17 protein-coding genes are annotated in these 20,109 nt (G+C 61.6%); 13 read left to right on the forward strand and 4 right to left on the reverse strand.

Annotation, left to right across the window (positions count from 1 at the left end):
• Positions 1-162 precede the first annotated feature (162 nt).
• Positions 163-4,305, reverse strand: a complete 4,143-nt coding sequence (locus tag IPF85_RS12575; protein WP_343408435.1) for a C25 family cysteine peptidase — start codon at positions 4,303-4,305, stop codon at positions 163-165.
• Positions 4,306-4,738: 433 nt separating this feature from the next.
• On the opposite strand from IPF85_RS12575, the gene IPF85_RS12580 reads away from it, so the two are divergent.
• On the forward strand, positions 4,739-5,140 hold the full coding sequence (locus IPF85_RS12580) for an FmdB family zinc ribbon protein (protein ID WP_343408436.1): 402 nt from the start codon (positions 4,739-4,741) through the stop codon (positions 5,138-5,140).
• A 75-nt stretch (positions 5,141-5,215) separates the two neighbouring features.
• On the opposite strand, the gene IPF85_RS12585 is transcribed toward IPF85_RS12580, so the two are convergent.
• Positions 5,216-5,515, reverse strand: a complete 300-nt coding sequence (locus IPF85_RS12585) for a hypothetical protein (RefSeq protein ID WP_343408437.1) — start codon at positions 5,513-5,515, stop codon at positions 5,216-5,218.
• 149 nt (positions 5,516-5,664) lie between these two features.
• Here IPF85_RS12585 and IPF85_RS12590 point away from each other — a divergent pair, with 149 nt between their 5' ends.
• Positions 5,665-7,650: a hypothetical protein gene (locus tag IPF85_RS12590; RefSeq protein WP_343408438.1), complete on the forward strand. Its 1,986-nt coding sequence runs from the start codon at positions 5,665-5,667 to the stop codon at positions 7,648-7,650.
• Between the two features lie 225 nt (positions 7,651-7,875).
• Positions 7,876-10,257, forward strand: coding sequence for a transglutaminaseTgpA domain-containing protein (locus IPF85_RS12595; protein WP_343408439.1), 2,382 nt, complete (start codon positions 7,876-7,878; stop codon positions 10,255-10,257).
• An 8-nt stretch (positions 10,258-10,265) separates the two neighbouring features.
• Here IPF85_RS12595 and IPF85_RS12600 read toward each other — a convergent pair whose 3' ends face one another.
• A complete protein-coding gene (locus IPF85_RS12600; protein ID WP_343408440.1) occupies positions 10,266-10,925 on the reverse strand; it encodes an MBL fold metallo-hydrolase in 660 nt (219 codons plus the stop codon).
• Between the two features lie 218 nt (positions 10,926-11,143).
• The gene (locus tag IPF85_RS12605; RefSeq protein ID WP_343408441.1) at positions 11,144-11,524 is read right to left on the reverse strand and encodes a hypothetical protein; all 381 of its coding nucleotides are present in this window, start codon (positions 11,522-11,524) and stop codon (positions 11,144-11,146) included.
• 253 nt (positions 11,525-11,777) lie between these two features.
• Here IPF85_RS12605 and IPF85_RS12610 point away from each other — a divergent pair, with 253 nt between their 5' ends.
• The 10 genes from IPF85_RS12610 (at position 11,778) to IPF85_RS12655 (ending at position 20,103) form a co-directional block, all read left to right on the forward strand.
• Positions 11,778-12,464, forward strand: a complete 687-nt coding sequence (locus IPF85_RS12610; protein WP_343408442.1) for a winged helix-turn-helix transcriptional regulator — start codon at positions 11,778-11,780, stop codon at positions 12,462-12,464.
• Positions 12,465-12,583: 119 nt separating this feature from the next.
• Positions 12,584-13,438: a Fe-S cluster assembly ATPase SufC gene (gene sufC / locus IPF85_RS12615; RefSeq protein WP_343408443.1), complete on the forward strand. Its 855-nt coding sequence runs from the start codon at positions 12,584-12,586 to the stop codon at positions 13,436-13,438.
• A 24-nt stretch (positions 13,439-13,462) separates the two neighbouring features.
• Positions 13,463-14,878: a Fe-S cluster assembly protein SufB gene (gene sufB / locus IPF85_RS12620; protein WP_343408444.1), complete on the forward strand. Its 1,416-nt coding sequence runs from the start codon at positions 13,463-13,465 to the stop codon at positions 14,876-14,878.
• A gap of 82 nt (positions 14,879-14,960) precedes the next feature.
• Positions 14,961-16,313, forward strand: a complete 1,353-nt coding sequence (sufD, locus tag IPF85_RS12625; RefSeq protein ID WP_343408445.1) for a Fe-S cluster assembly protein SufD — start codon at positions 14,961-14,963, stop codon at positions 16,311-16,313.
• 28 nt (positions 16,314-16,341) lie between these two features.
• Positions 16,342-17,193, forward strand: a complete 852-nt coding sequence (locus IPF85_RS12630; RefSeq protein WP_343408446.1) for a sulfurtransferase — start codon at positions 16,342-16,344, stop codon at positions 17,191-17,193.
• Positions 17,194-17,272: 79 nt separating this feature from the next.
• Positions 17,273-17,731, forward strand: coding sequence for an iron-sulfur cluster assembly scaffold protein (locus IPF85_RS12635; RefSeq protein WP_343408447.1), 459 nt, complete (start codon positions 17,273-17,275; stop codon positions 17,729-17,731).
• The gene (locus IPF85_RS12640; protein ID WP_343408448.1) at positions 17,728-18,972 is read left to right on the forward strand and encodes a cysteine desulfurase; all 1,245 of its coding nucleotides are present in this window, start codon (positions 17,728-17,730) and stop codon (positions 18,970-18,972) included. Before IPF85_RS12635 ends, IPF85_RS12640 begins: the two co-directional genes overlap by 4 nt.
• A gap of 9 nt (positions 18,973-18,981) precedes the next feature.
• Positions 18,982-19,368, forward strand: a complete 387-nt coding sequence (gene sufU / locus IPF85_RS12645) for a Fe-S cluster assembly sulfur transfer protein SufU (RefSeq protein WP_343408449.1) — start codon at positions 18,982-18,984, stop codon at positions 19,366-19,368.
• A gap of 54 nt (positions 19,369-19,422) precedes the next feature.
• Positions 19,423-19,737, forward strand: coding sequence for a non-heme iron oxygenase ferredoxin subunit (locus tag IPF85_RS12650; RefSeq protein WP_343408450.1), 315 nt, complete (start codon positions 19,423-19,425; stop codon positions 19,735-19,737).
• A gap of 60 nt (positions 19,738-19,797) precedes the next feature.
• Positions 19,798-20,103: a metal-sulfur cluster assembly factor gene (locus tag IPF85_RS12655; protein ID WP_343408451.1), complete on the forward strand. Its 306-nt coding sequence runs from the start codon at positions 19,798-19,800 to the stop codon at positions 20,101-20,103.
• The last annotated feature ends 6 nt before the right edge of the window (positions 20,104-20,109 follow it).

Raw genomic sequence — 20,109 nt, forward strand, 5'->3', positions numbered from 1 at the left:
CCAACCTACACGAATATACGATTCTTGCATGCGCGATTCCGAACGAGCCGTCCAGATCGTATCATGCATGGCTGCAATGCTTGTCGGGTGTACTGAAAATTCTAAATGATCAGTACACCCGACAGTATAGCTTCACGACAGGCAGGGTCAAGTAAGACGACCTTACGGTTGGCTTACAAGTCTCGTTGCGGGCGCCAGCTTGCCTATGGTTGGCAGAAAGGTGACGAGCGAGGTGGTGATACGCACATCGTAGCGGAAGCCGCACCACGGTTCTCCACTGCCAATGATGCGCATGAAGTATTTACCGGTTATCGCGGCCGTCCAATCAATCCCTGACCACCGGCTTCCCGGCAGATAGTCGTCATTCTTGGCTAACTCGTTACCCAAGCTGTCATGCAGGGAGATGACAGTGTCGCCGCTCCCGGTCAGGTTGAATGTCCGCAGGTAATAGGCGACGCCCGACCTGGCGTCGAAACGAATCCAGTCCACATCACCGGCGCGGTGACAGGTGTGATTCATCTGTACGCCAGGCGCCAGCAGGTAACTGGCCTGCAGCAGGCCGTCGTCCGGCTCGTAGGCGTCAACCACATTGACCAACAGCGAGGCGCTGGCCTGGTTGTTGGCCGTGTTGCTATCAAGCCAGGCGGTACTCAGGTGTACGACGCCCGCGATGACGCTCTGACCCGGCGCCAGATTTGGATCTACCGTGACCGCGACAATGACCTGGCCTCCGGCGCCCAGCGGCAGATCGGGCAGACGCCAGGCGAACGCTGAGCCAGGCACGGCGGTCAACGCAGGGCCGCTGAAGGTGATCACCGGCGCCAGCACGCCGGCGGGCAGCGGGAAGGTCAACAGGCCCTGCGTCGCAATGCCCGCGCCCTGGTTGACATAGCCAATGGTGAAGGTGACCCGATCGCCGGGTTGAATCACACTGGCCGGCGCCGTCAGCAGGCTGACGGCCGGATCGGCCGGCGCCATCTGCAGCGTGTAGGACTGGCCGTTATTGGCCTGGGTGCGCTCGCGCCACGTGGTCCGCAAATGGCCGCCGATGATCAGCGGCAGGTCGGCCGGCGTCACATCTGGGCTGACCTGTGCCGTGACCGTGACCGCGCCGGTGGCGCCGGCCGCCAGGGCGCCCAGGGACCAAACATGAGGCGTGATGGGGTCGGCCGTGATTGGCGCCGACGAGTCAATCGAAACAGCGAGCAGCGACTCCGGCAGTTCCAGGGTCAACTGCGTGTTGGCAGCGGCGGCCGGCCCCGCATTGGTGTAGTGCATGGTGTAGGTCACTCGCTCGCCCTGCGTCAACGGGCCGGCAGGCGCCACCTGATCGCTAACCTGCAGGTCGGTGTCAATCAGCGCGACGTTCATGGCCGGGTCGCCAAAGAGGAGATAGGTGTCAACCAGGTCAAGGAAACGGGGGTCACTGGTGTAGAGGTTCACCTTGCCGACCGTGGTGGCATCGCCCAGGCTGGGGTTACCGTTGATGAAGACCGATGTGTAGAAGCCCCGCTCCAGGTAGTCATGACCGTGAGCCACGCCCAGCCCGGTGGCGGACCAACTGGCAACTGCGCCCCGTCCACTGACACGCACCACGGTCTCCCCCAGCGACGGGAAACGCGGATCGTGGAAATAGCCATCGTAACAGGTCATCGGCAGCATGATCGGGGTTCGCTCCTCGTTGTTCAACAGAGGCACCTGGGTGGTGCTGAACAGGATTTCGGCTGCCCACCAGGGGATAGACGAATGACCCACGTAGCTGACGATGAGGGCGCCCTGGTTGTAAGCATTCAAGATGGCCTGACGAGTCGCCAGCGGCGAAGTGAAAGGCGGCTGCCCGAAATAGATTTTGTTGGCCACATACGGCGCATGCACCAGCACATCGGCCACGGCGTTAGAAAGATTCCAGAAATTACCGGCGCCGTCCGGATTATCGGTGATGAACAGATGCCGCAAATACCAGTCGCCACTCAGAGGCACTGTCTCGTAGTTGACGATCTTGCTCACCAGGGCGTTGATTTCGTCGTAGGTGTTTACCGGCAGGCGCCCGATGGCCATGTCTGCCAGCACGTCACTGCCGGCAACCGTGACCAGGCGATTGTCCGAGGAGGTTTCGCCCAGGTAGGGATCAACCATTTTCAGGTAGGGCGGCATCGGGTTGGGCGCGTTCGTTCCCAGGAAATTCTTGAAATCGTAGTGCCCGTCGCCAACGAGGAGGACGAAGCGCGGCGGCGGCGATTGCCAATTGTAGTAGGCATAGGCAAGAAAGCTGTGCAGCGCCTCCGCGTCGAAGACGCCGCCGCTGAATTCATCGTATACATCCTGGACGTTGATGACCGACACCCGCAGGCCCTGGCTCTGGCGCAGGCTGACCAGGGGCGCCAGTGAATCCAGGAAGGTCTCAGGGCTGATGATGATCATGTCGGCCTGGTTGCTCGTGGCGCCGAGGCTGGAAGGCGTATCCGCGCTCACCGCCCGCGGCGCGGACGCCAGGGCGCTGTTCTGCGCCACATAGCGCGCGGCGCGGCCGCCATCGCTGAAGCGCACGCTGACCAGGCTGTCAGCCGGCTCCAGTGTGTAATCGGTCAAACGCACAGGCGCCAGCGGGTTGCTGATGTCGAGCAGCAGCAGGTTGTTGCCGCTGAAGTCTGCCAGTTGATACACAGGAGAAACGCCGGTGAATTCGATCTGGTCATCCAAAGCTCGCGCCGCCTGCCAGTAACCCACCTCATACCACTGCACGTGACCGGACTCTTGCTCCATGCCGATGTCGGACACGGCGTTGAGCTGAAAGACGTTGTCGCCGGTCTGCAGCAGACTCTGATTATAGATGTAGGTTTGTTGAAACGGGCTGAGGCCATCGAAATAGGCATTGCCGACAAAGATGCCATTGACCAGAAAGCGCAGATGATGGTCGGGATTGATGAAGTAGTCGCTGCTTTGACCGTAAACGTTCGGGCGCAGGGTGGCCGTCAGCGTTCCGCCCGCATCAGGCAGCAGACCAGGCAGCGTGACGGTGATCGTGTGGGTGGGTGCGGCCCCGCGGCGTCCTGTTGACCAACTTGCCCAGTACCAGTGATCGGCGCCTTCCTCGCGTGGGAGGTCACTGAGATAAAAGTGGCTCTCCTGAAAGTGAATCGAGCGCCAGAAACCGGCGGGCGGCGTGCCCACCTGTGGCGGCGCGCTGCGTGTGGTCATGCGCAGGCCGTTCGCGCTGGCTTGCGTCAGCCAGTAGACGTTGATCGTGGTGTAACGCGATTGCGTCTGCTGGCCATAGAAGATGATCCGATCGCTTGCATCGAACCGGCCGTCACTCTCTCCTTCAACCAGGAGTGCCACCTCCTGTTGATCGCGCCACAGGCGGAAATGGCGCGGGTCAAGGCTGTCAACCGGCACGCCGGCGTCACGCAGGGTGGCATAGTCGAGCGCCACCAGGCCATCATGATCTACCTCCACGCGCCAGCGTTCGCCCGTGTCCTGTGGACGGCGAATCTGTGCGGCGGCCGGCCGGGCGGCCAGTGGAACCTGGGCAGGCGTCACGCGCCAGGCCTTACCCTGCTCATAGTTCAACAGTTGGCTGCGCAGAATAGGCTCGTACGGGGAGACTGCCGAGGCGTCTGCCGCCAGGACCGGTTGGCCGACGAAGTCAATCCTGACGCGCAAATGATGTACGATGCGCAGGCTCTGCTGCCCTGGGTTGACCTGGAATGGGCGCAGAGAGAGGCGCACGACGCGCTGCTCACGCAGGTAGCTGTCGCCGTCCACGCTGGCCAGGACAGCGGGCAGCCAGGCATCTTGTTGGGAAAGGTCCGGGTCCTGCAAATAAACATAATCCAGGCCGTCCGGGCGGGCATCGAAGGTGTCATTCGCCGCGGCCGGGCGCGGTGAGGCCGATGGCGCCGGCGCCAGGGCGCCAGTCAGCGGTATCGTCTCGCTCTCCGCCGCCAAGACCGTCAATTTGACGGTGGCGCCAACGGGCACGGCCAACAGGACGTTGCGCACGGGAATCTCAGGAGTGCCGGGGTCCCCCATGGGCGTGGTATCGGGCGCGGACAGGCGCACAAAGGGGGCGCCATCCAGCGTTACCGATTCCAATTCGTAGGCGTTCGTGCGGAGATCAACCGTCAGCCCGCGGCCATCGGTGGTCAACGTCAGGGAATTGTCGCCCAGGGCGGCTGGCGGTTGAGGCGCCGCGACAGGGCCAGGCGGTGGAGCGGCCGCCGTGGCGCCCGCGAGTAGCACGAACAGGAGGCTGGCGGCCAACACGACGGCCACACTCAGCCCAGGGGCGAGTCGTGTCAACATGCCTCCGATTAACCGGCTAGTCGCAACCGATGAACGCGTGCCGGGCGGGCCAGATTGTATAGTCATGATCGAACCTTTCTTTCTGGGAGCCATATACAGAGTGTCAAGCAATCACACCACCCCGAACGGTAAGACGAATACCCATGTCGAAGGAAACGCCGTTCGCTTGTCTGCCATCACCGTCGTGACGAAGACCGATTTTGTAGGGGCATTTGTCAAAGGGTTGCGCTTCGTGTATAATGACGCCCGTTTGTGACCCATAAGACGCTGATGCCAGTCTATTTGGGCCTACGTGAGCCACAGATTTTTTGCGCCACCAGGCATTGGAAATTACCCACAAGACCATTGGTAGATTCAGGCTTAATTGTACCAGCCAGACATGAATATCGGAATAACATCGGAATAACATTGAAATCAAGCCGCGGAGTAGTTTATGCCACTGTATGAGTATGAATGTCGCAACTGCAAAATTCGCTTTGAGCGCGTACAGCGTATGGTGGATGCTTCGCTAACGCTGTGCCCGGAATGTGGCGAAAACGCGCTGGCGCGCGTCATTCAGCCGGTTGGTGTCATTTTCAAAGGCTCAGGCTTTTACGTAACCGATAATCGCAGCAGGAGCAGTACCGGCCCGTCCGCTGCAAAGGCCGAGAGCGGCAAAGATGCGGGCAAAGAAAGCGGCAAAGAAAGCGGCAAAGAGAGCGGCAAAGAGACCGGTAAAGAAAGCGGCAAAGAAAGCGGCAAAGAGACAGGCAAAGAAAGCGGCAAAGAGACGACCGGCAGCGCCGCGGCGCATGAAAAAGCAGAGCGCAGCTCGACCCAGCCTGCCTCCGGCTGAGTCATCGTGCAAAAAAGAGCCTCATGGCAGGCGCCACAAGGCTTGTGTGTGCGACGAAGCTATGGCAATTTCAACCTACAGTTGAAAACGCCCGCTGGCCTCTACCACCTTTTGCTGATAATTAGTGACATACGTAGTCAAACGGCTGTGCAGACGTTGCCAATCGTGACCATTCAGAATATGCTGCATCGTTTCCATATCCTCGGTGACGCCGCCGGTCAGGATTTGGGGGCCATTACCATAGATGGTATACCAGGCCTCCGTCGGTTGGATGCCGAGGCGCATGAGACCGGGGGCAAATTCCCGCACGATGAACTCGAAGTACGGCTGCTCGCGCCCCATCTTGATATCCCAACTCATTAGTAGCTTGATCATGGTGTTCACCTATCTCCTGAGGTGGCATTAGGCAGGTCATGGTAATTCATAGCATACCAGATTCCAGGGCTTTAGGCAAGTTCCCTTTTTGGCGCCGGTTTTCCGCGGCGCCAACAGCCAGACAAACTGCGCCCGTCCATGCCGGCCTGTTGAGCATTTTGCTGCTTGCCCTGCTGCTCTGGCCCGAGACGGGCGCAGCCGCGCGTCTGCCCCAAGCCGCGGCGCCGGCCGACACGCTGAGCGCCAACGCGACCATCACGCTGGGGCCGCGCACATCCACGCGCATCCGCCTGGATGCCATGCGCGTGGATGTGGTCATCCACAGCGACCAGGATAGCACCTGGGCCGACATCACCACCTGGCTGCGCTTTCAGAACCCGCTGACCCGCACGCTGACCCTGGACGCCCTGGTGCAGCCCGCCGACAACACGCCGCCGGCTGAGAGCCTGCAACTGAGCGTGGCCGGCGTCCCGCAGGCGCTGGCCGCGGAGGATGACCGGCGCTGGCGCTGGACGGCGCCGCTGGACGGTCAGACGCGGCTGGAGGCCACCCTGACCTACCGCGTGGCCCTGGGTCGCGGCGCGGCTGCGCGGCTGCGCTACGAGCCGGTGCGGGCCTGGGGCGGGATCGGCAGCGTGCGCCTGACCGTTCGTTTCCCGGAACAGCCGGCTGCAGACCAGTTGCTTGACGTGCGCCCGAGCGGTTATCGCCAGGATGGCGCCCTCTTGACGTGGAGCTATGACAACGCCCCGGAAATCGCCCCGCTTGACCTGATCTTCGTAACCACACCCGCCTGGCGCCAACTGCAAGCCGCGCGTCAGGGCGCTCAGGCTGAAACGCTGGCACTCGCGCGCTGGTACGACCGCCTGGCTCACATCGAAGCGCCACAACAGGCGTTCTTTGCGCGCTTCTACCCGCAGGCTGTGGCCGTGCTCGATACCGCCTGGCGGGAGGCTCCCGCGCAGCCTGAAAGCGCGCTTTTGCTGGCCGACCTGTACCAGCGCCAGGCTGAGCAGGCGACGGAGCCTGCGACCCAGGCTGCCTATCGCACCCTGGCGGCCGAACTGTTGGCCGCGGTTCGCGCCGGCGGCGGCGGCGATACCGAGCTTGACCGCGCCCTGGCCGCGCTCTATTTCGAGTTGGCCCAACAGGCGCAGCACAGCGGCGCGTGGCCGGCGTCCGCCCAGTTTCTCAGCGCGCTGGCGCAACTGCCGGCGGCCGCGCAAGCTGCACTGCCCGCCGGCCCGGTGCTTGCCCTGCGTCAGGAAGTGGCCCTGGCGCTGGCCGCGCAACAACTCAGCGACGGCGACCTGGCCGCGGCGCGGCTGACTATCGAACAGGTCTGGGGGCCGACGGCGCTGACAGCGCCGGACGCTGCACGCGCCGCGTTCGATGTCCAGGTTGCCGACGTGAGCATGGCAAGCCAGCGCCAGCTCATCACCATGACACTGCCGCTGCGCCAGGAGCAGGCGCCGGGAGCGGTTGACGCGCTGCAATCCGCCCTGAGCGGATTGGGCGAGGAAGCGGGCGTGCGCGTACACGTCACCGCGACCGGCTCTGCGCTGATTTTGCAGATGCAGTTGGTCTTCAGCCGGCTTGACGAGCTGCCGGCCCTGCGCGCACGCCTGGCCGCGCGCGTGGCCAATATGCCGGATCTGGCCCTGCTGCACGCCCTGCTCCTGCCATCCGGCGTAACCCTGCAAGAAACGGAGTCCCTTTTCTGGCGCACGCGCCAGATCAGCGAGACCCTGGACCTGCCGCAGGCGCAGCGCATCTGGCAGGCGCAGGCGCAGCGCTATCGCCAGGCCAGCAGCACGTTGGCTCCGTCTCCGCAGCCGGCCGCTACCGCTACCCTGACCACCACCATCTCCCTGGCCCTGATCCAGCGTAGACTGTGGCAGGAGGAGGCAACGGCCTGGGAAGCTCTGGCCCAAGCCAGCGAAGTGCGCTATCGGCTGACGCTGGACAGCGATCTCAGCGGCGCCATTACCCAGACGACGCTTGGGCGCCCAGAGCAGCCGCTGCGCGTCAACCTGGCCGTGCGCGATTATCGCCTGGAAACCATGGCCGCGGCCGGCGGCGCGTTACTGCTCCTGGCCCTGCTCACCGCGTGGCTGTGGTGGCGCGCCGGTTAGCCGACCGGCAGATTAAAAATTCATGAAGAAACGGTCTGATTTTCCGGGCCACAGCCTGAACCGTAGGAGATCGTACTTACGGCCGTGCGCGCTCGCGGTAGACTGCAACAAGAATCGTGAGCATGCTCGGTCATACCCGCGCCGCAAGCCGCGACATCAGGCAGTTCAACAATTCTCACTCCCATCATCACGTCTGCATGAGCAGCGAAAAGCGAGAGCACCGCAATGCAAGCACCAGCGAGTTTGACCCTGCGCCCAGCCGCAAATACCACCGCCTTGGACGAGAACCAACGACTGGCGATTTATGCCAGCGGCGGATGGGTGGCCTTTGTGCTTCTGTCGGTCATGGTCCTCAACCTGGCGTGGTCGGTCAACGCGGCCGGGTGGGCGGCCGGGCTTTCGATCGTGAAATGGGCCGCGCTGGGCGGCATCCTGGCCGGCACCGGGCTGGCGCTGACACGCTGGCCGGGCGCGTTCAGCCGGCTCTACGCGCTGATTGTGGGCGCGGCCTGGATCCTGTTTGTGACGTCTACGCTGGCCCCTGCAGAGCTGACCCTGTTCCAGAAGGTGCAGGTGATCTGGGAACAACTCCTATCCTGGACGACTGGCGCCCTGAGCGGCAATCCGGTTGCCAACAACATGGTGTTTGTGCTGCAAGTCGCGCTGCTCAGTTGGTGGCTTGGCTACCTGGCAGCCTGGGCCATCTTTCGACAGGGGCGCGTTTGGCGTGCGGTCATTCCGGTGGGTCTGGCCATGCTGGTCAACGGCTACTACGGCCCCAGCCACCTGCGTACCTACATGCTCATCTTCCTGATCAGCGCCTTCCTGCTGATCGTGCGCGCCAACCTGACGCGGCAGGAAGAGGCCTGGCAGGAGAACGGGATTCGCTACGCCCGCGACATCGGGTTTGATTTCCTGCGTGACGGCGCCATTTTCACAGTTCTGGTCATTCTGTTGGCGTGGGTTACGCCGACTGCTGCGGCCGGTGGACAGCTCAGTTCGCTATTCGAGCCACTGGAACGACCATGGGAAACGGTGCGCCAGGAGTGGGGACGCCTGTTCAGTTCATTGAACTACCAGCCCAGCTCATTGGCGAGCGCGTTTGGCCGCAGCATGACGCTGTCTGGCCCGCGCACGCTGGGCAACGGCGTGGTGATGGACATCAAGGCGCCCAACGGTAACTACTGGCGCGGCGTCACCTTCGACACCTACAACGGCCGCCAATGGATCAACAACGACCAGAGTACAACCACGATCGGCATGGATATACCGCTCAATGCGCCGGCCTACAGCGCCAGACGCGTCATCACGCAGACGGTGACAACCTATCTGCGTGGCGAGTCGGTGCTTTTTGCGGCGCCGCAGCCGATCGGCGCATTGGTGGCCGGCCGGGCGGATGTGACCGTTCTCCCGCGCGCACCGGGCGCGGGGCCGCTGCCTGAGGCTGGGGCGCAGCCGGTGGACATCTCGCGCATGCGCAGCCGCCAGCAGTTCAAAGAGGGCGATTCCTACCAGGTGGTGTCGTCCATCAGCACCGCCGATGAAACATCGCTGCGACAGGCCGGCGCCGCCTATCCGGTCACGATTCAGCAGCGTTATGTGCAACTGCCGGAGAATGTGCCCCCACGCATCAAGGCGCTGGCGATGCAGGTCACCGCCAACGCGGCCAATCCATATGACAAGGCCGTGGCGCTGGAGCAGTATTTGCGTACGACTATCCAGTATAATGAAAAGATCGCCGCACCGCCCGCAGGCGTGGATCCGATTGACTATGTGCTGTTCGAGACCCGCGAAGGCTATTGCGACTATTATGCGTCAGCCATGACCGTGATGGCGCGCAGCCTCAACATCCCGGCCCGCTTTGTGGCCGGCTACTCGCAGGGCGATTATGATGCGGAGGCCGGTGTGTACCGGGTACGTGAAGCCAACGCCCATTCCTGGGTTGAGGTCTATTTTCCCAACTACGGTTGGGTCGAGTTCGAGCCGACGTCCGCGCAGCCCACCGTCGTGCGCCCGGCGCAGCAGACCGCTCCGCAGGACAAGCAGGATACAGCAGATGATGAGGCGCTGAAGGAAAAGCGCGACCTGCGCGCAGAAGAAGACAAATATGGTGAGGGTCAGGATGTGGCTGGTGGCGACTTGCCCGCCGGACAGAACTTTGTCAGTCTCCCGTTTGCCGGCCAGGTTGGCGTGGGGATTGTCCTGCTGGCGGCGATGGGTGCGGCCGTGGGCCTGCTGTCGCGCCGTTCGCGCCGCCAGCAGCCGGCCGTTCTGGCGCCCGACATCACCCTGCGCATTTACGAGCGCCTGGAACGCTGGGCCACGCGTGCCGGCCTGGGGCGACGCGCGTCGCAGACGCCGTATGAGCATGCCGGCGTGCTGATCAACGCCCTGCCTGAAGGGGAAACGCCGATTCGGCGCATCACCGACCTGTATGTGCAGGAATGCTTCAGCCCGGTGGCCGTGACCTCGCGCGATCTGCAGACACTCTTCGTGGATTGGCAGTCCTTACAGCCGGTGCTGCGTCGCTACTGGAGCACCTATCAGCGCACGCTGCCGCTGCAGAAACGCTTCGACGGTCTGCGGCGCCGCGGCCAGCCGCGCTGAACGGCGGATCAGGTCTGTTTACATTCCAGCAGGATGACCTGGGTTTCCTCCGGCAGATCGGCCGCGGTGATTTTGAGCATCTCCTGCGCAGGTGGTTCGGGCAGCCCCATGGCCTTCAGGAATTTTTCCACCGGATCGAGTTTGCCGTTGTAGAACGGGGTCTGATAATGCATCGGGATGACGATGCTCGGCTCTAACAGGCTGATCACCTCAGCGGCGCGCGCGGCATCAAGCGTGGCGCCGCCGCCCACAGGCACCAGTAGCACATCCACCTTGGGCATCGCTTCCACTTGCCCCTGAGTGGGCACCTGCCCCAGGTCTCCCAGGTGGCAAACCGTCAGCTTGTCGAATTCAAAGACGAAGATCGTATTTTGTTCCGGCAGCGCAGGGCGGTCGCCCTTGTCTGATTTGGCGGCCGCGTGCAGGGTGGAAATGCCGGTGATGAAAATGCCGCTGATCTCGTACTCGCCTGGCCCCACAAGCTCTTTCGGTTCTCCTTTGACCGCGTCAGTGGCGTTGTGTCCCGGGGAATTGTGACTGACTGTCACCACGTCGGCGCGCAGTCGCGGCAGGGTGTAGCCGATTGATTTCTCATAAGGGTCGGTCATGATGGTGACCTGGCGTTCGCGCAGGCGAAAACATGAGTGACCGTACCAGGTGATTTCCATGTGCTTGAGTTCTCCTCATCCTCATCATCCTCATCATTCTCATCGTCTTCATCATTTTCATTATCAACGATCAGAGGCCGCATTATACCCGAAGATGAGCGAAAAGAAAAGACGTTCTAGCGGAGATCGCGGCGCTTGTGATCGCGACGAGGCGCCGGCAGATTGACTGCTGGCGCCTCGTTGTTGCGTTGGCCGGGGATGCAGGCATGGGCATGGCCCTAACGCCGGCTGAAACGCCGGACTGTGGCTTGCATCTGCGGATCTGGGCGGAGTTGATAGACCAACTCGCCATGCACGCGGCTGGTGATGAGCAGCCCATTGAGCACAAGATCACCCAGGACCGGACGCACCGTCTCGATGGGGCGGCGCACGGCTGGCGCCAGCAGGGCCAGGCTGATGACCTGATCGGGATGCTGCCCAAACCAGTCTACCAGTTGAAAATGAAGCAGATCGGAGGCAAAGCGATGAATGAACACCAGTAGTTCGAGGTCAACGCAGGTGCGTGTCTCAGGTTCTGGCGCATGGGTGAGAAACGGCCCCACGGGTGACCCATCGCCTGGTTGGTAGGGCGTTACAGGCTGCGGCACTTGAGCTTTCATGATACTCCTTGATACTCCTTTGGCATCAGCGACCAGCCTCTCTGCACGTCCGGTTTTGGGTCGCTGCCCCTGCAAGCAATGTGCTGGAAGGGTAGCAAAACTGACAGCCCAAAACAATGGTACCCGCCTCCCAGCAGGTTGCCGTACAGGAGAATTTAATTTTAGCAGATAGATTTGACAAAATTGTCTAAAGCAGATACAATCGTCCTGGCGAGTAGTGCATATAGCAACGCCGTACGAAAGGAGCCAACCCATGGCGTTACTGCGAACCTTGCAGGACAGCCCGGCCGGACATATCGTGGAGATTTTGCAGCGACATGGCCCGCTGAGCATCAAAGCCATCGAAGAACAGGTGGGCGTGACTAAAACGGCCGTGCGTCAGCAGTTGACTAGTTTGATGGCCAGCGGGATGGTGACCACACAACTGGTGCGCGAGGGGGTGGGCCGTCCGCATTACGTCTATCTCCTGACCGAAAAGGCGCGCGAGGTCTTCTCCTGTTATTGCGACGAACTGGTGCTTTCGCTGTATGAGGAATTGCTGGCCGAAGTTGGCAGCGCCCGGATTTCTCTGTTACTCAATCGGGTCGGCAGCCGTTTAGCCACCAAGTATGATGAGCAATTGCGCGGCAGTCGCCTGGGAGAACGGGTGCGCTCGTTGGTCTCGGTCATGGAGGATAGGGGCATGCTGACCGACCTGCGCCCCACCAACCAGGGCTTCGTCTTGAAGTCGTACAATTGCCCGTATCACGAGCTGGCCCAGGAGCATCGCGAGATCTGCGAGATGGAGCAGACGATGATGTCGTCAGTGCTGGCCGCGGATGTGGAGCTGACACAGTGCATGATGGACGGTCACCGCGGTTGTGAGTTTACGGTGCTGCCGCGGTCGGCTGTCATCCAAATGGACGAGCAGGGGCTTGGCCTTGCGCCTGCCCGCGTTTGAGCGGATGAGTCGAACCAACACCGATGCCGGCAGGGTCCCCGGACCGTGCCTGAGCGCGACGCAATTTCCTGTGAACGTTTGGAAAAGAAGTAAACATGAAGGGGGCAATCAAGCCACATATGACGTCCGAACTTGTAATCAATAATCTGCATGTCACGGTAAACGACAAAGAAATCCTCAAAGGTGTCAATCTGACCGTGCGCCAGGGCGAGACCCATGCCCTGATGGGGCCGAACGGGTCCGGCAAGAGCACACTGGCCTATGCGATCATGGGCCACCCGCGCTACGTGGTCACCGAGGGTGACATTTTGTTGGATGGTGAGAGCGTGCTGGCGATGGAGCCTGATGAACGGGCCAAGGCAGGGCTTTTTCTGGCTTTCCAGTACCCAACGGCCATTCCCGGCGTCAGCCTTGCGAATTTCCTGCGCACCGCCGTCAGCAATGTGCGGGGTCACACGGCCAGGGCCAAGGCGCAAGCATTGGCGGACCGTAGCAATGGCAACGGCCAAGCCAAGCCGATCGGCTCGGAACTGATGCCGATGAAGGAGTTCCGCAAGGACATGCGCGAGAAGATGGCGATGCTGGGGATTGAGTCCTCTTTCGCCAATCGCTATCTCAATGACGGCTTCTCCGGCGGCGAAAAGAAACGCGTGGAAATCCTGCAGATGGCGATGCTCAGCCCCAAGATCGCCGTGCTCGACGAAACCGACTCCGGCCTCGACATTGACGCCCTGCGCACCGTCGCTGAAGGCGTGAGCAAGTTGATTGGCCCCAACATGGGCGCGCTGGTCATCACCCACTACCAGCGGTTGCTCAACTACATCAAACCGGAATTCGTGCATGTGTTCTTCAACGGCCGCATTGTGCTCTCTGGCGGGCCTGAACTGGCTCTGGACCTGGAGGCGCGTGGCTATGACTGGGTGCGCGAACGTTTTGGCGAAGATGTCGCCGCGTACCTGGCGCGTCACGACTGATGATATCCACAGGGAGGTGTACCGATGGCAACTGAATCTGATCGCGCGATACTCGGTGACGTTAAGCAAGAGTATGAGTACGGTTTCTCCGATCCTGAAAAATACGCATTCAAGTCGGGCCGCGGCCTGAACCATGCGTTGCTTGACACGATCGCAGACTTCAAGAATGAGCCAGACTGGATGCGCCAGTTCCGGCATCAGTCGCTGGACATTTTTCTGTCCAAGCCGATGCCAAACTGGGGCGCAGATTTGAGCGGGATTGATTTCGACAACATTTTCTACTACGTGCGCCCGTCCGAAAAACAGGGCAAGAGTTGGGCCGACGTGCCGTCCGACATCAGAAACACGTTCGACCGCCTCGGCATCCCGGAGGCCGAGCGCAATTTCCTGGCCGGCGTAGGCGCGCAGTATGAATCAGAAGTCGTTTACCATTCGCTGCGCGAAGAATGGCAAAAGCTGGGCGTGATCTTCCTGGACACCGACAGCGGCCTGCGTGAGCATGAGGATGTCTTCAAAGAATATTTCGGCACGATCATCCCGCCCTCAGACAACAAGTTCGCCGCGCTCAACAGCGCAGTCTGGTCAGGCGGATCGTTCGTCTATGTGCCGAAGGGCGTCTCACTCGACATCCCGCTGCAAGCCTACTTCCGCATCAATGCCCAGAACATGGGCCAGTTCGAGCGTACGCTGATCATCGTGGAAGAAGGCGCCAATATGCACTATGTGGAAGGCTGCACGGCCCCGATCTATTCCAGCGACAGCCTGCACAGCGCCGTCGTCGAGATTATCGTCAAGAAAGGCGGCCGCTGCCGCTACACCACGATCCAGAACTGGTCGAACAATGTTTACAACCTGGTGACCAAGCGCGCGATGGCGCACGAAGATGCGCGCATGGAATGGATTGATGGCAACCTCGGCTCCAAGGTGACGATGAAGTACCCGGCGGTCCACATGGTGGGGCCGCGGGCGCACGGTGAAATCCTCTCGATCGCCTTTGCGGGCAAAGGCCAGCACCAGGACGCCGGCGCCAAGGTGGTGCATGCCGCACCTGACACCACCAGCCGCATCATTTCCAAGTCAATCAGCAAGAACGGCGGCCGCGCCTCGTATCGTGGCCTGCTCAAAGTGGCCAAGGGCGCGGTGGGTTCCAAGTCCAACGTGGTGTGCGATGCCCTGCTGCTCGATGAAGAGTCCCGTTCGGACACCTATCCCTACATCGAGATTGACGAAGACGATGTCAAGGTGGGTCACGAAGCCTCGGTGAGCAAAATTGGCGAGGAGCAGCTCTTCTATCTGCAGAGCCGCGGGCTGAGCCAGGACGAAGCCTCAGCCATGATTGTGGCCGGTTTCATCGAGCCGATGGTCAAGGAACTGCCGATGGAATACGCGGTGGAAATGAATCGCCTGATCCAATTACAGATGGAAGGCTCCATCGGTTGAGCCGCCCGGTTGTGGCTGCGGCGGGTCGCATGACGTGACCGGCCGCAGCCAGGGCCGTGTCGAGGACAAGAGGTATTGAACTGTGACTGTGATAGCCAAAGAATTAACCGTTCCCACGAATATCAGCCGCGAAGCGGTGGAAACGCTGGCCGCGCTGAAAGGCGAGCCAGATTGGATGCTCGACCGGCGCCTGCTGGCCTGGCGCTTTTTTGAAGAGATTCCCATGCCTACGGGCGCGGAAGAAACCTGGCGCCGCACGCGCCTCACCGGCTTCAAGTTGGACGCGGTGCAGCCGTTTGTGCCTGAGCGTGATAGCCGTGTGGCGAAACAGACCGACTTGCCGGCTGCCATTCAAGCCGAACTGGCGACGTTGAGCACCAACGCCGGCGCCGTCGTTCACCGCGACGCGGACCTGCTGTTCTCCAGCCTGCGCCCCGACCTGGCGGCCAAAGGCGTCATCTTCTGCGACCTGCACACGGCCGTGCGCCAACACCCCGACCTGGTGCAAAAATACTTCATGACCCAGGCCGTGACGCTGCCCGACGATGACAAATTCGCCGCGCTGCACGCCGCCCTGTGGAACGGCGGCACGTTCCTGTATGTACCGCGCGGCGTCGTCATTGACACCCCCTTGCAAGGCTTGATCGCCCTGGACCAAGCCGGCGTCGGCAACTTCTCGCATACGATCATCGTGGCCGAGGCCGGCGCCGAGGTCACCTACCTGGAAGAAATGGTCTCGTTACAGAAGCGCGACAGCCAGGATTTTCACAGCGGTATCGTTGAGATCATCGCCCAAACCGCAGCCCGCGTCAACTACATCAGCCTGCAAAGCTGGGGTGACCAGGTCTTCAATTTCTCGCGCGAGCGCGCCGTGGTCGGTCGCGATGCCCATGTGCTCTGGGTGACCAGTCAGTTGGGCAGCCGCTTGACCAAGACCTTTCAACAGGCCGATCTGCTGGGCGCGGGCGCGTCCAGCGAGATGCTGGGCGTTCTCTTTGCCACCGGCCGTCAGCACATTGACCTGGATACCTTCCAGCGCCACGTCGCGCCTAACACCGTCAGCGACCTGTTGTACAAGGGCGCGCTGCGTGACCGGGCGCGCGCGGTTTGGCGCGGCATGATCCGCGTGGAACCCCACGCGCAGAAGACCAACGGCTATCAGAAGAATCAAAACCTGATCCTGAGCAAGCAGGCGCGTGCAGATTCCGTACCGGGTCTGGAAATCCTGGCCGATGATGTGCGCTGCACGCACGGCGTGACGGTGTCACAGGTGGAACCTGAGTACGTCTTCTACCTGATGAGCCGCGGTCTCAACAAGGAGCAAGCCGAGCACATGATCGTCGCCGGCTTCTTCGAGGAAGTGCTGGCGCGTATTCCGCTGGAAGGGGTGCGTGAAAAGCTGGAGGCGGCCATCGGCGAGCGCATCGGCGTTTGACGAGCGACGTTTGGCAGAGGAGCTAACGATGAACGAAAAAGGTTATGTCCATCCAGAGGTGCTGGTGAGCACCGCCTGGGTGGCAGAGCATCTGAACGATCCCGCGGTGCGCCTGGTCGAATCGAACGAAGACATCATGCTGTACGACATCAAGCACATTCCCGGCGCGGTGCAGATTGACTGGCAGCGTGATCTGAACGACCCCCTGACGCGTGACTACCTGGGCCGCGCCTCCTTCGATGCGCTGCTGTCGCGGCACGGCATTGGCAACGACACGACCGTGGTGTTTTACGGCGACAAGAACAACTGGTGGGCCTGCTACGCTTTTTGGGTGTTCCAACTGTTCAGCCATGCGAACGCACGCGTGATGGACGGCGGCCGCGCAAAGTGGGAAGCGGAAGGCCGACCCATGGTGCGCGAGGCGCCGAGTTACCCGACCGCCAGTTACAAGGCGCCGGAGCGAGCCGACTACCCGATTCGAGCCACACGTGACCAGGTGCTGGAACACGTGCATCAGAAGCGACCCCTGGTAGATGTACGCTCGCCGGGCGAGTATTCGGGTGAGATGCTGCACATGCCTTCGTATCCGCAGGAAGGCGCGCTGCGCGGGGGGCACATCCCCGGCGCGCGCAGCATTCCCTGGGCGCGCGCCGCCAACGCCGACGCAACCTTCAAGACGGCCGCGGAACTGCGTGCGATCTATGAACAGGAGCAGGGGCTGCGGGCCGCTGACAACGTCATCGCCTACTGCCGTATCGGCGAACGCTCTGCGCACACCTGGTTCGTGTTGAAGTACTTGTTGGGCTACCCCCACGTGCGCAATTACGATGGCAGTTGGACCGAATGGGGCAATCTGGTTGGCGTCCCCGTCGAACGCTAGAAGATAGACTTCCGAAGTCTTGCCGTTTTTACTGAATCGCAGTACAATCGGGCCGATTTTGGCAGCAAAGAGGTAGGCCGTGGATCGGCAAGAAAGAATTGATTTCATCCTGGAGCACTACGAATCGCCGCGCCATTACGGGCCAACCGACCCGGCGGACATGGTGATGCAGGGCGGCAATCCGGGGTGCGGCGATATCATTACCGTCTACTTGAAGGCCGATGAAAACGACGCCATCGCCGGACTCAGCTTCGAGGGCGCCGGCTGCACGATCAGCCAGGCAGCCACCTCCATGGTGATGGAAATGTTCGAGAGCAAAACCCTGACCGACATCGAGAACACCGCCCAGGACACGATCATTGACCTGCTTGGCCGCGAAATCGCCGCCACCCGCCTGCGCTGCGCCACCCTGGGACTGACCACGGTGCAGAACGCGGTGCGCGAGCTGCGGCGCCAGCGCCTGGCGCGGGAGTATGGCGTGATCCTGCCGGAGACGCGCTCGCAAGGATTTGTGGCAATGAGTGAGGTGACAGGGTGAGCGGCCTGCCTGGACGGCCTTTCGATGTGGAAGCTGTGCGCGCCCAGTTCCCCATTCTGACGCGCCAGGTGCATGGCAAACCACTGGTCTACCTCGACAGCACCGCCAGTTCACAGAAACCGCAAGCCGTCATCGAACGGCTGGCGACCTATTATGCCCAGGGCAACGCGAACGTGCATCGCGGCGTACACACGCTGAGCGAGGAAGCCACGGCCGCGTTCGAGGCCAGCCGCGCCAAAGTGGCGCGCTTCATCAACGCCGCCAGCAGCAAAGAGATCATCTGGACGCGCAACGCCACGGAGGCCATCAACCTGGTGGCGTACAGTTGGGGCAGCGCCAACCTCAAGCCGGGCGACGAAGTGCTCATCACCGAGATGGAGCATCACTCCAACATCGTGCCCTGGCAACTGGCCTGTCAGCGCACCGGCGCCACGCTGCGCCATGTGCCGGTGGATGACGAGGGCTTTCTGCGCCTGGACTTGCTCCCCACCCTCCTCACCCCGCGCACCCGCCTCTTCGCCTTCACCGCCATGTCCAACGTGCTGGGCACCATCGTCCCTGTGGCCGAGCTGACCGCGGCCGCGCATGCCGTAGGCGCGCTGGCGCTGGTGGACGGCGCGCAGAGCGTGCCGCACCTGCCGGTGGACGTGCAGGCGCTGGGCGCGGACTTCCTCGTCTTTTCGGGGCACAAGATGTGCGGGCCGACCGGCATCGGCGTGCTCTACGGCCGCCGCCAACTGCTGGAAGCCATGCCGCCCTTCATGAGCGGCGGCGACATGATCAAAGAGGTGCATCTGGACGTCTCGCGCTGGAATACCCTGCCCTGGAAGTTCGAGGCCGGCACGCCCGCCATCGCAGAGGCGATTGGGCTGGGCGCGGCCGTGGATTACCTCGACAACCTGGGCATGCCCGCCATCCAGGCGCATGAGCATGCGCTGGTGACTTACGCCATGCAGCAGTTGCAGCAGGTAGAAGGGCTGCGCATCCTCGGCCCAGACGCCGATCACCGCGGCGGCGTGGTGGCCTTCACCCTGGGGGACATTCACCCGCACGACCTGGCCGCCATTCTCGACGGCGAAGGCATTGCCATCCGCGCCGGTCATCACTGCGCACAGCCCTTGCATGACCGTTACGGCCTGCCCGCCAGCGCCCGCGCCAGCTTTTATCTGTATAACACCGCGGCCGAAGTAGATCAATTGGTCGCGGCCCTGGACAAAGCCAGAGAGATGTTCGCCTTGTAGGAGAGTCGCATGGACGCACTGTATCGGACCGAAATTTTAGAGCATTATCGGCGTCCGCATCATTTTGGGCACCTGGAAGACCCAGACATCACCCATCATGACGCCAACCCGTTCTGCGGCGATGACATCACGATTGATCTCAAGATCGCGGATGGCAAGGTGGTGGACGCGGCGTTTCGCGGTCACGGCTGCGCCATCAGCCAGGCTTCGGCTTCGATGCTGATGGATGAGATCATCGGTGCGCCGCTGGATGACCTGAAGAAGTGGAGCAAGGACGATGTGCTTGGCCTGCTTGGCATCGAGATCGGACCGGTGCGCCTGAAGTGCGCACTGCTGCCGCTGAAGGTGATGAAAGCGGGCGTGTGGGGATTGGAAGACACCGATCAAGAGGATTAAAGCACAGAGGATCGAAGAATAGAGGATCGAAGAATAGAGGATCGAAGAACACGTATGGCGAAGTTCGTGAAAGTGGCTGCCCGGGCCGATATCCCGGTGGGCGGCAAGAAATTGGTGGAAATTGACGGCGTGGCCGTGGCGGTGTTCAACGTCAACGGCTCGTTTTATGCTATCGAAGACGTATGTACGCACGATGGCGGTAACCTGGTGGAAGGCGATCTGCTCGGCAACGAGATCGAGTGCCCGCGACACGGCGCGCGCTTCGATGTGCGCAGCGGAGCCGCCACCAAGATGCCCGCGTTCGCGCCCCTGCCGACCTACGCCGTCAAGGTTGAGCAGGACAACGTGCTGGTGGAAACGCTGGATTAGGGCAAGACGACAGGGAAGAATTGCCAGAAAAGAAAATGATAGAAAAGGAAAGCGAGAGTCATGCCAACGCCTGAAGAAATTCGAGAAGTGCTGAAGATCAATGTCAAAGACCCAGAGCTGATGTTGAACGTGGTTGACCTGGGGCTGATCTATGATATTACGGTGGAGGACAAGTCCGCCACCATTGCGATGACCCTGACCAGCCCTGGCTGCCCGGTCGGGCCGATGATCCTGGGCGACGCGCAACGTTATGTTCACCAGGCGTTCCCTGAGCTGGAGGAAGTCAACATTGACCTGGTGTGGACGCCGTTCTGGAATCCCAGCATGATGAGCGAGGACGCCAGGGAGGAACTGGGGATTTTCTAGCGGCCT

It is taken from the genome of Candidatus Amarolinea dominans (assembly GCF_016704685.1).
Taxonomy (GTDB): domain Bacteria; phylum Chloroflexota; class Anaerolineae; order SSC4; family Amarolineaceae; genus Amarolinea; species Amarolinea dominans.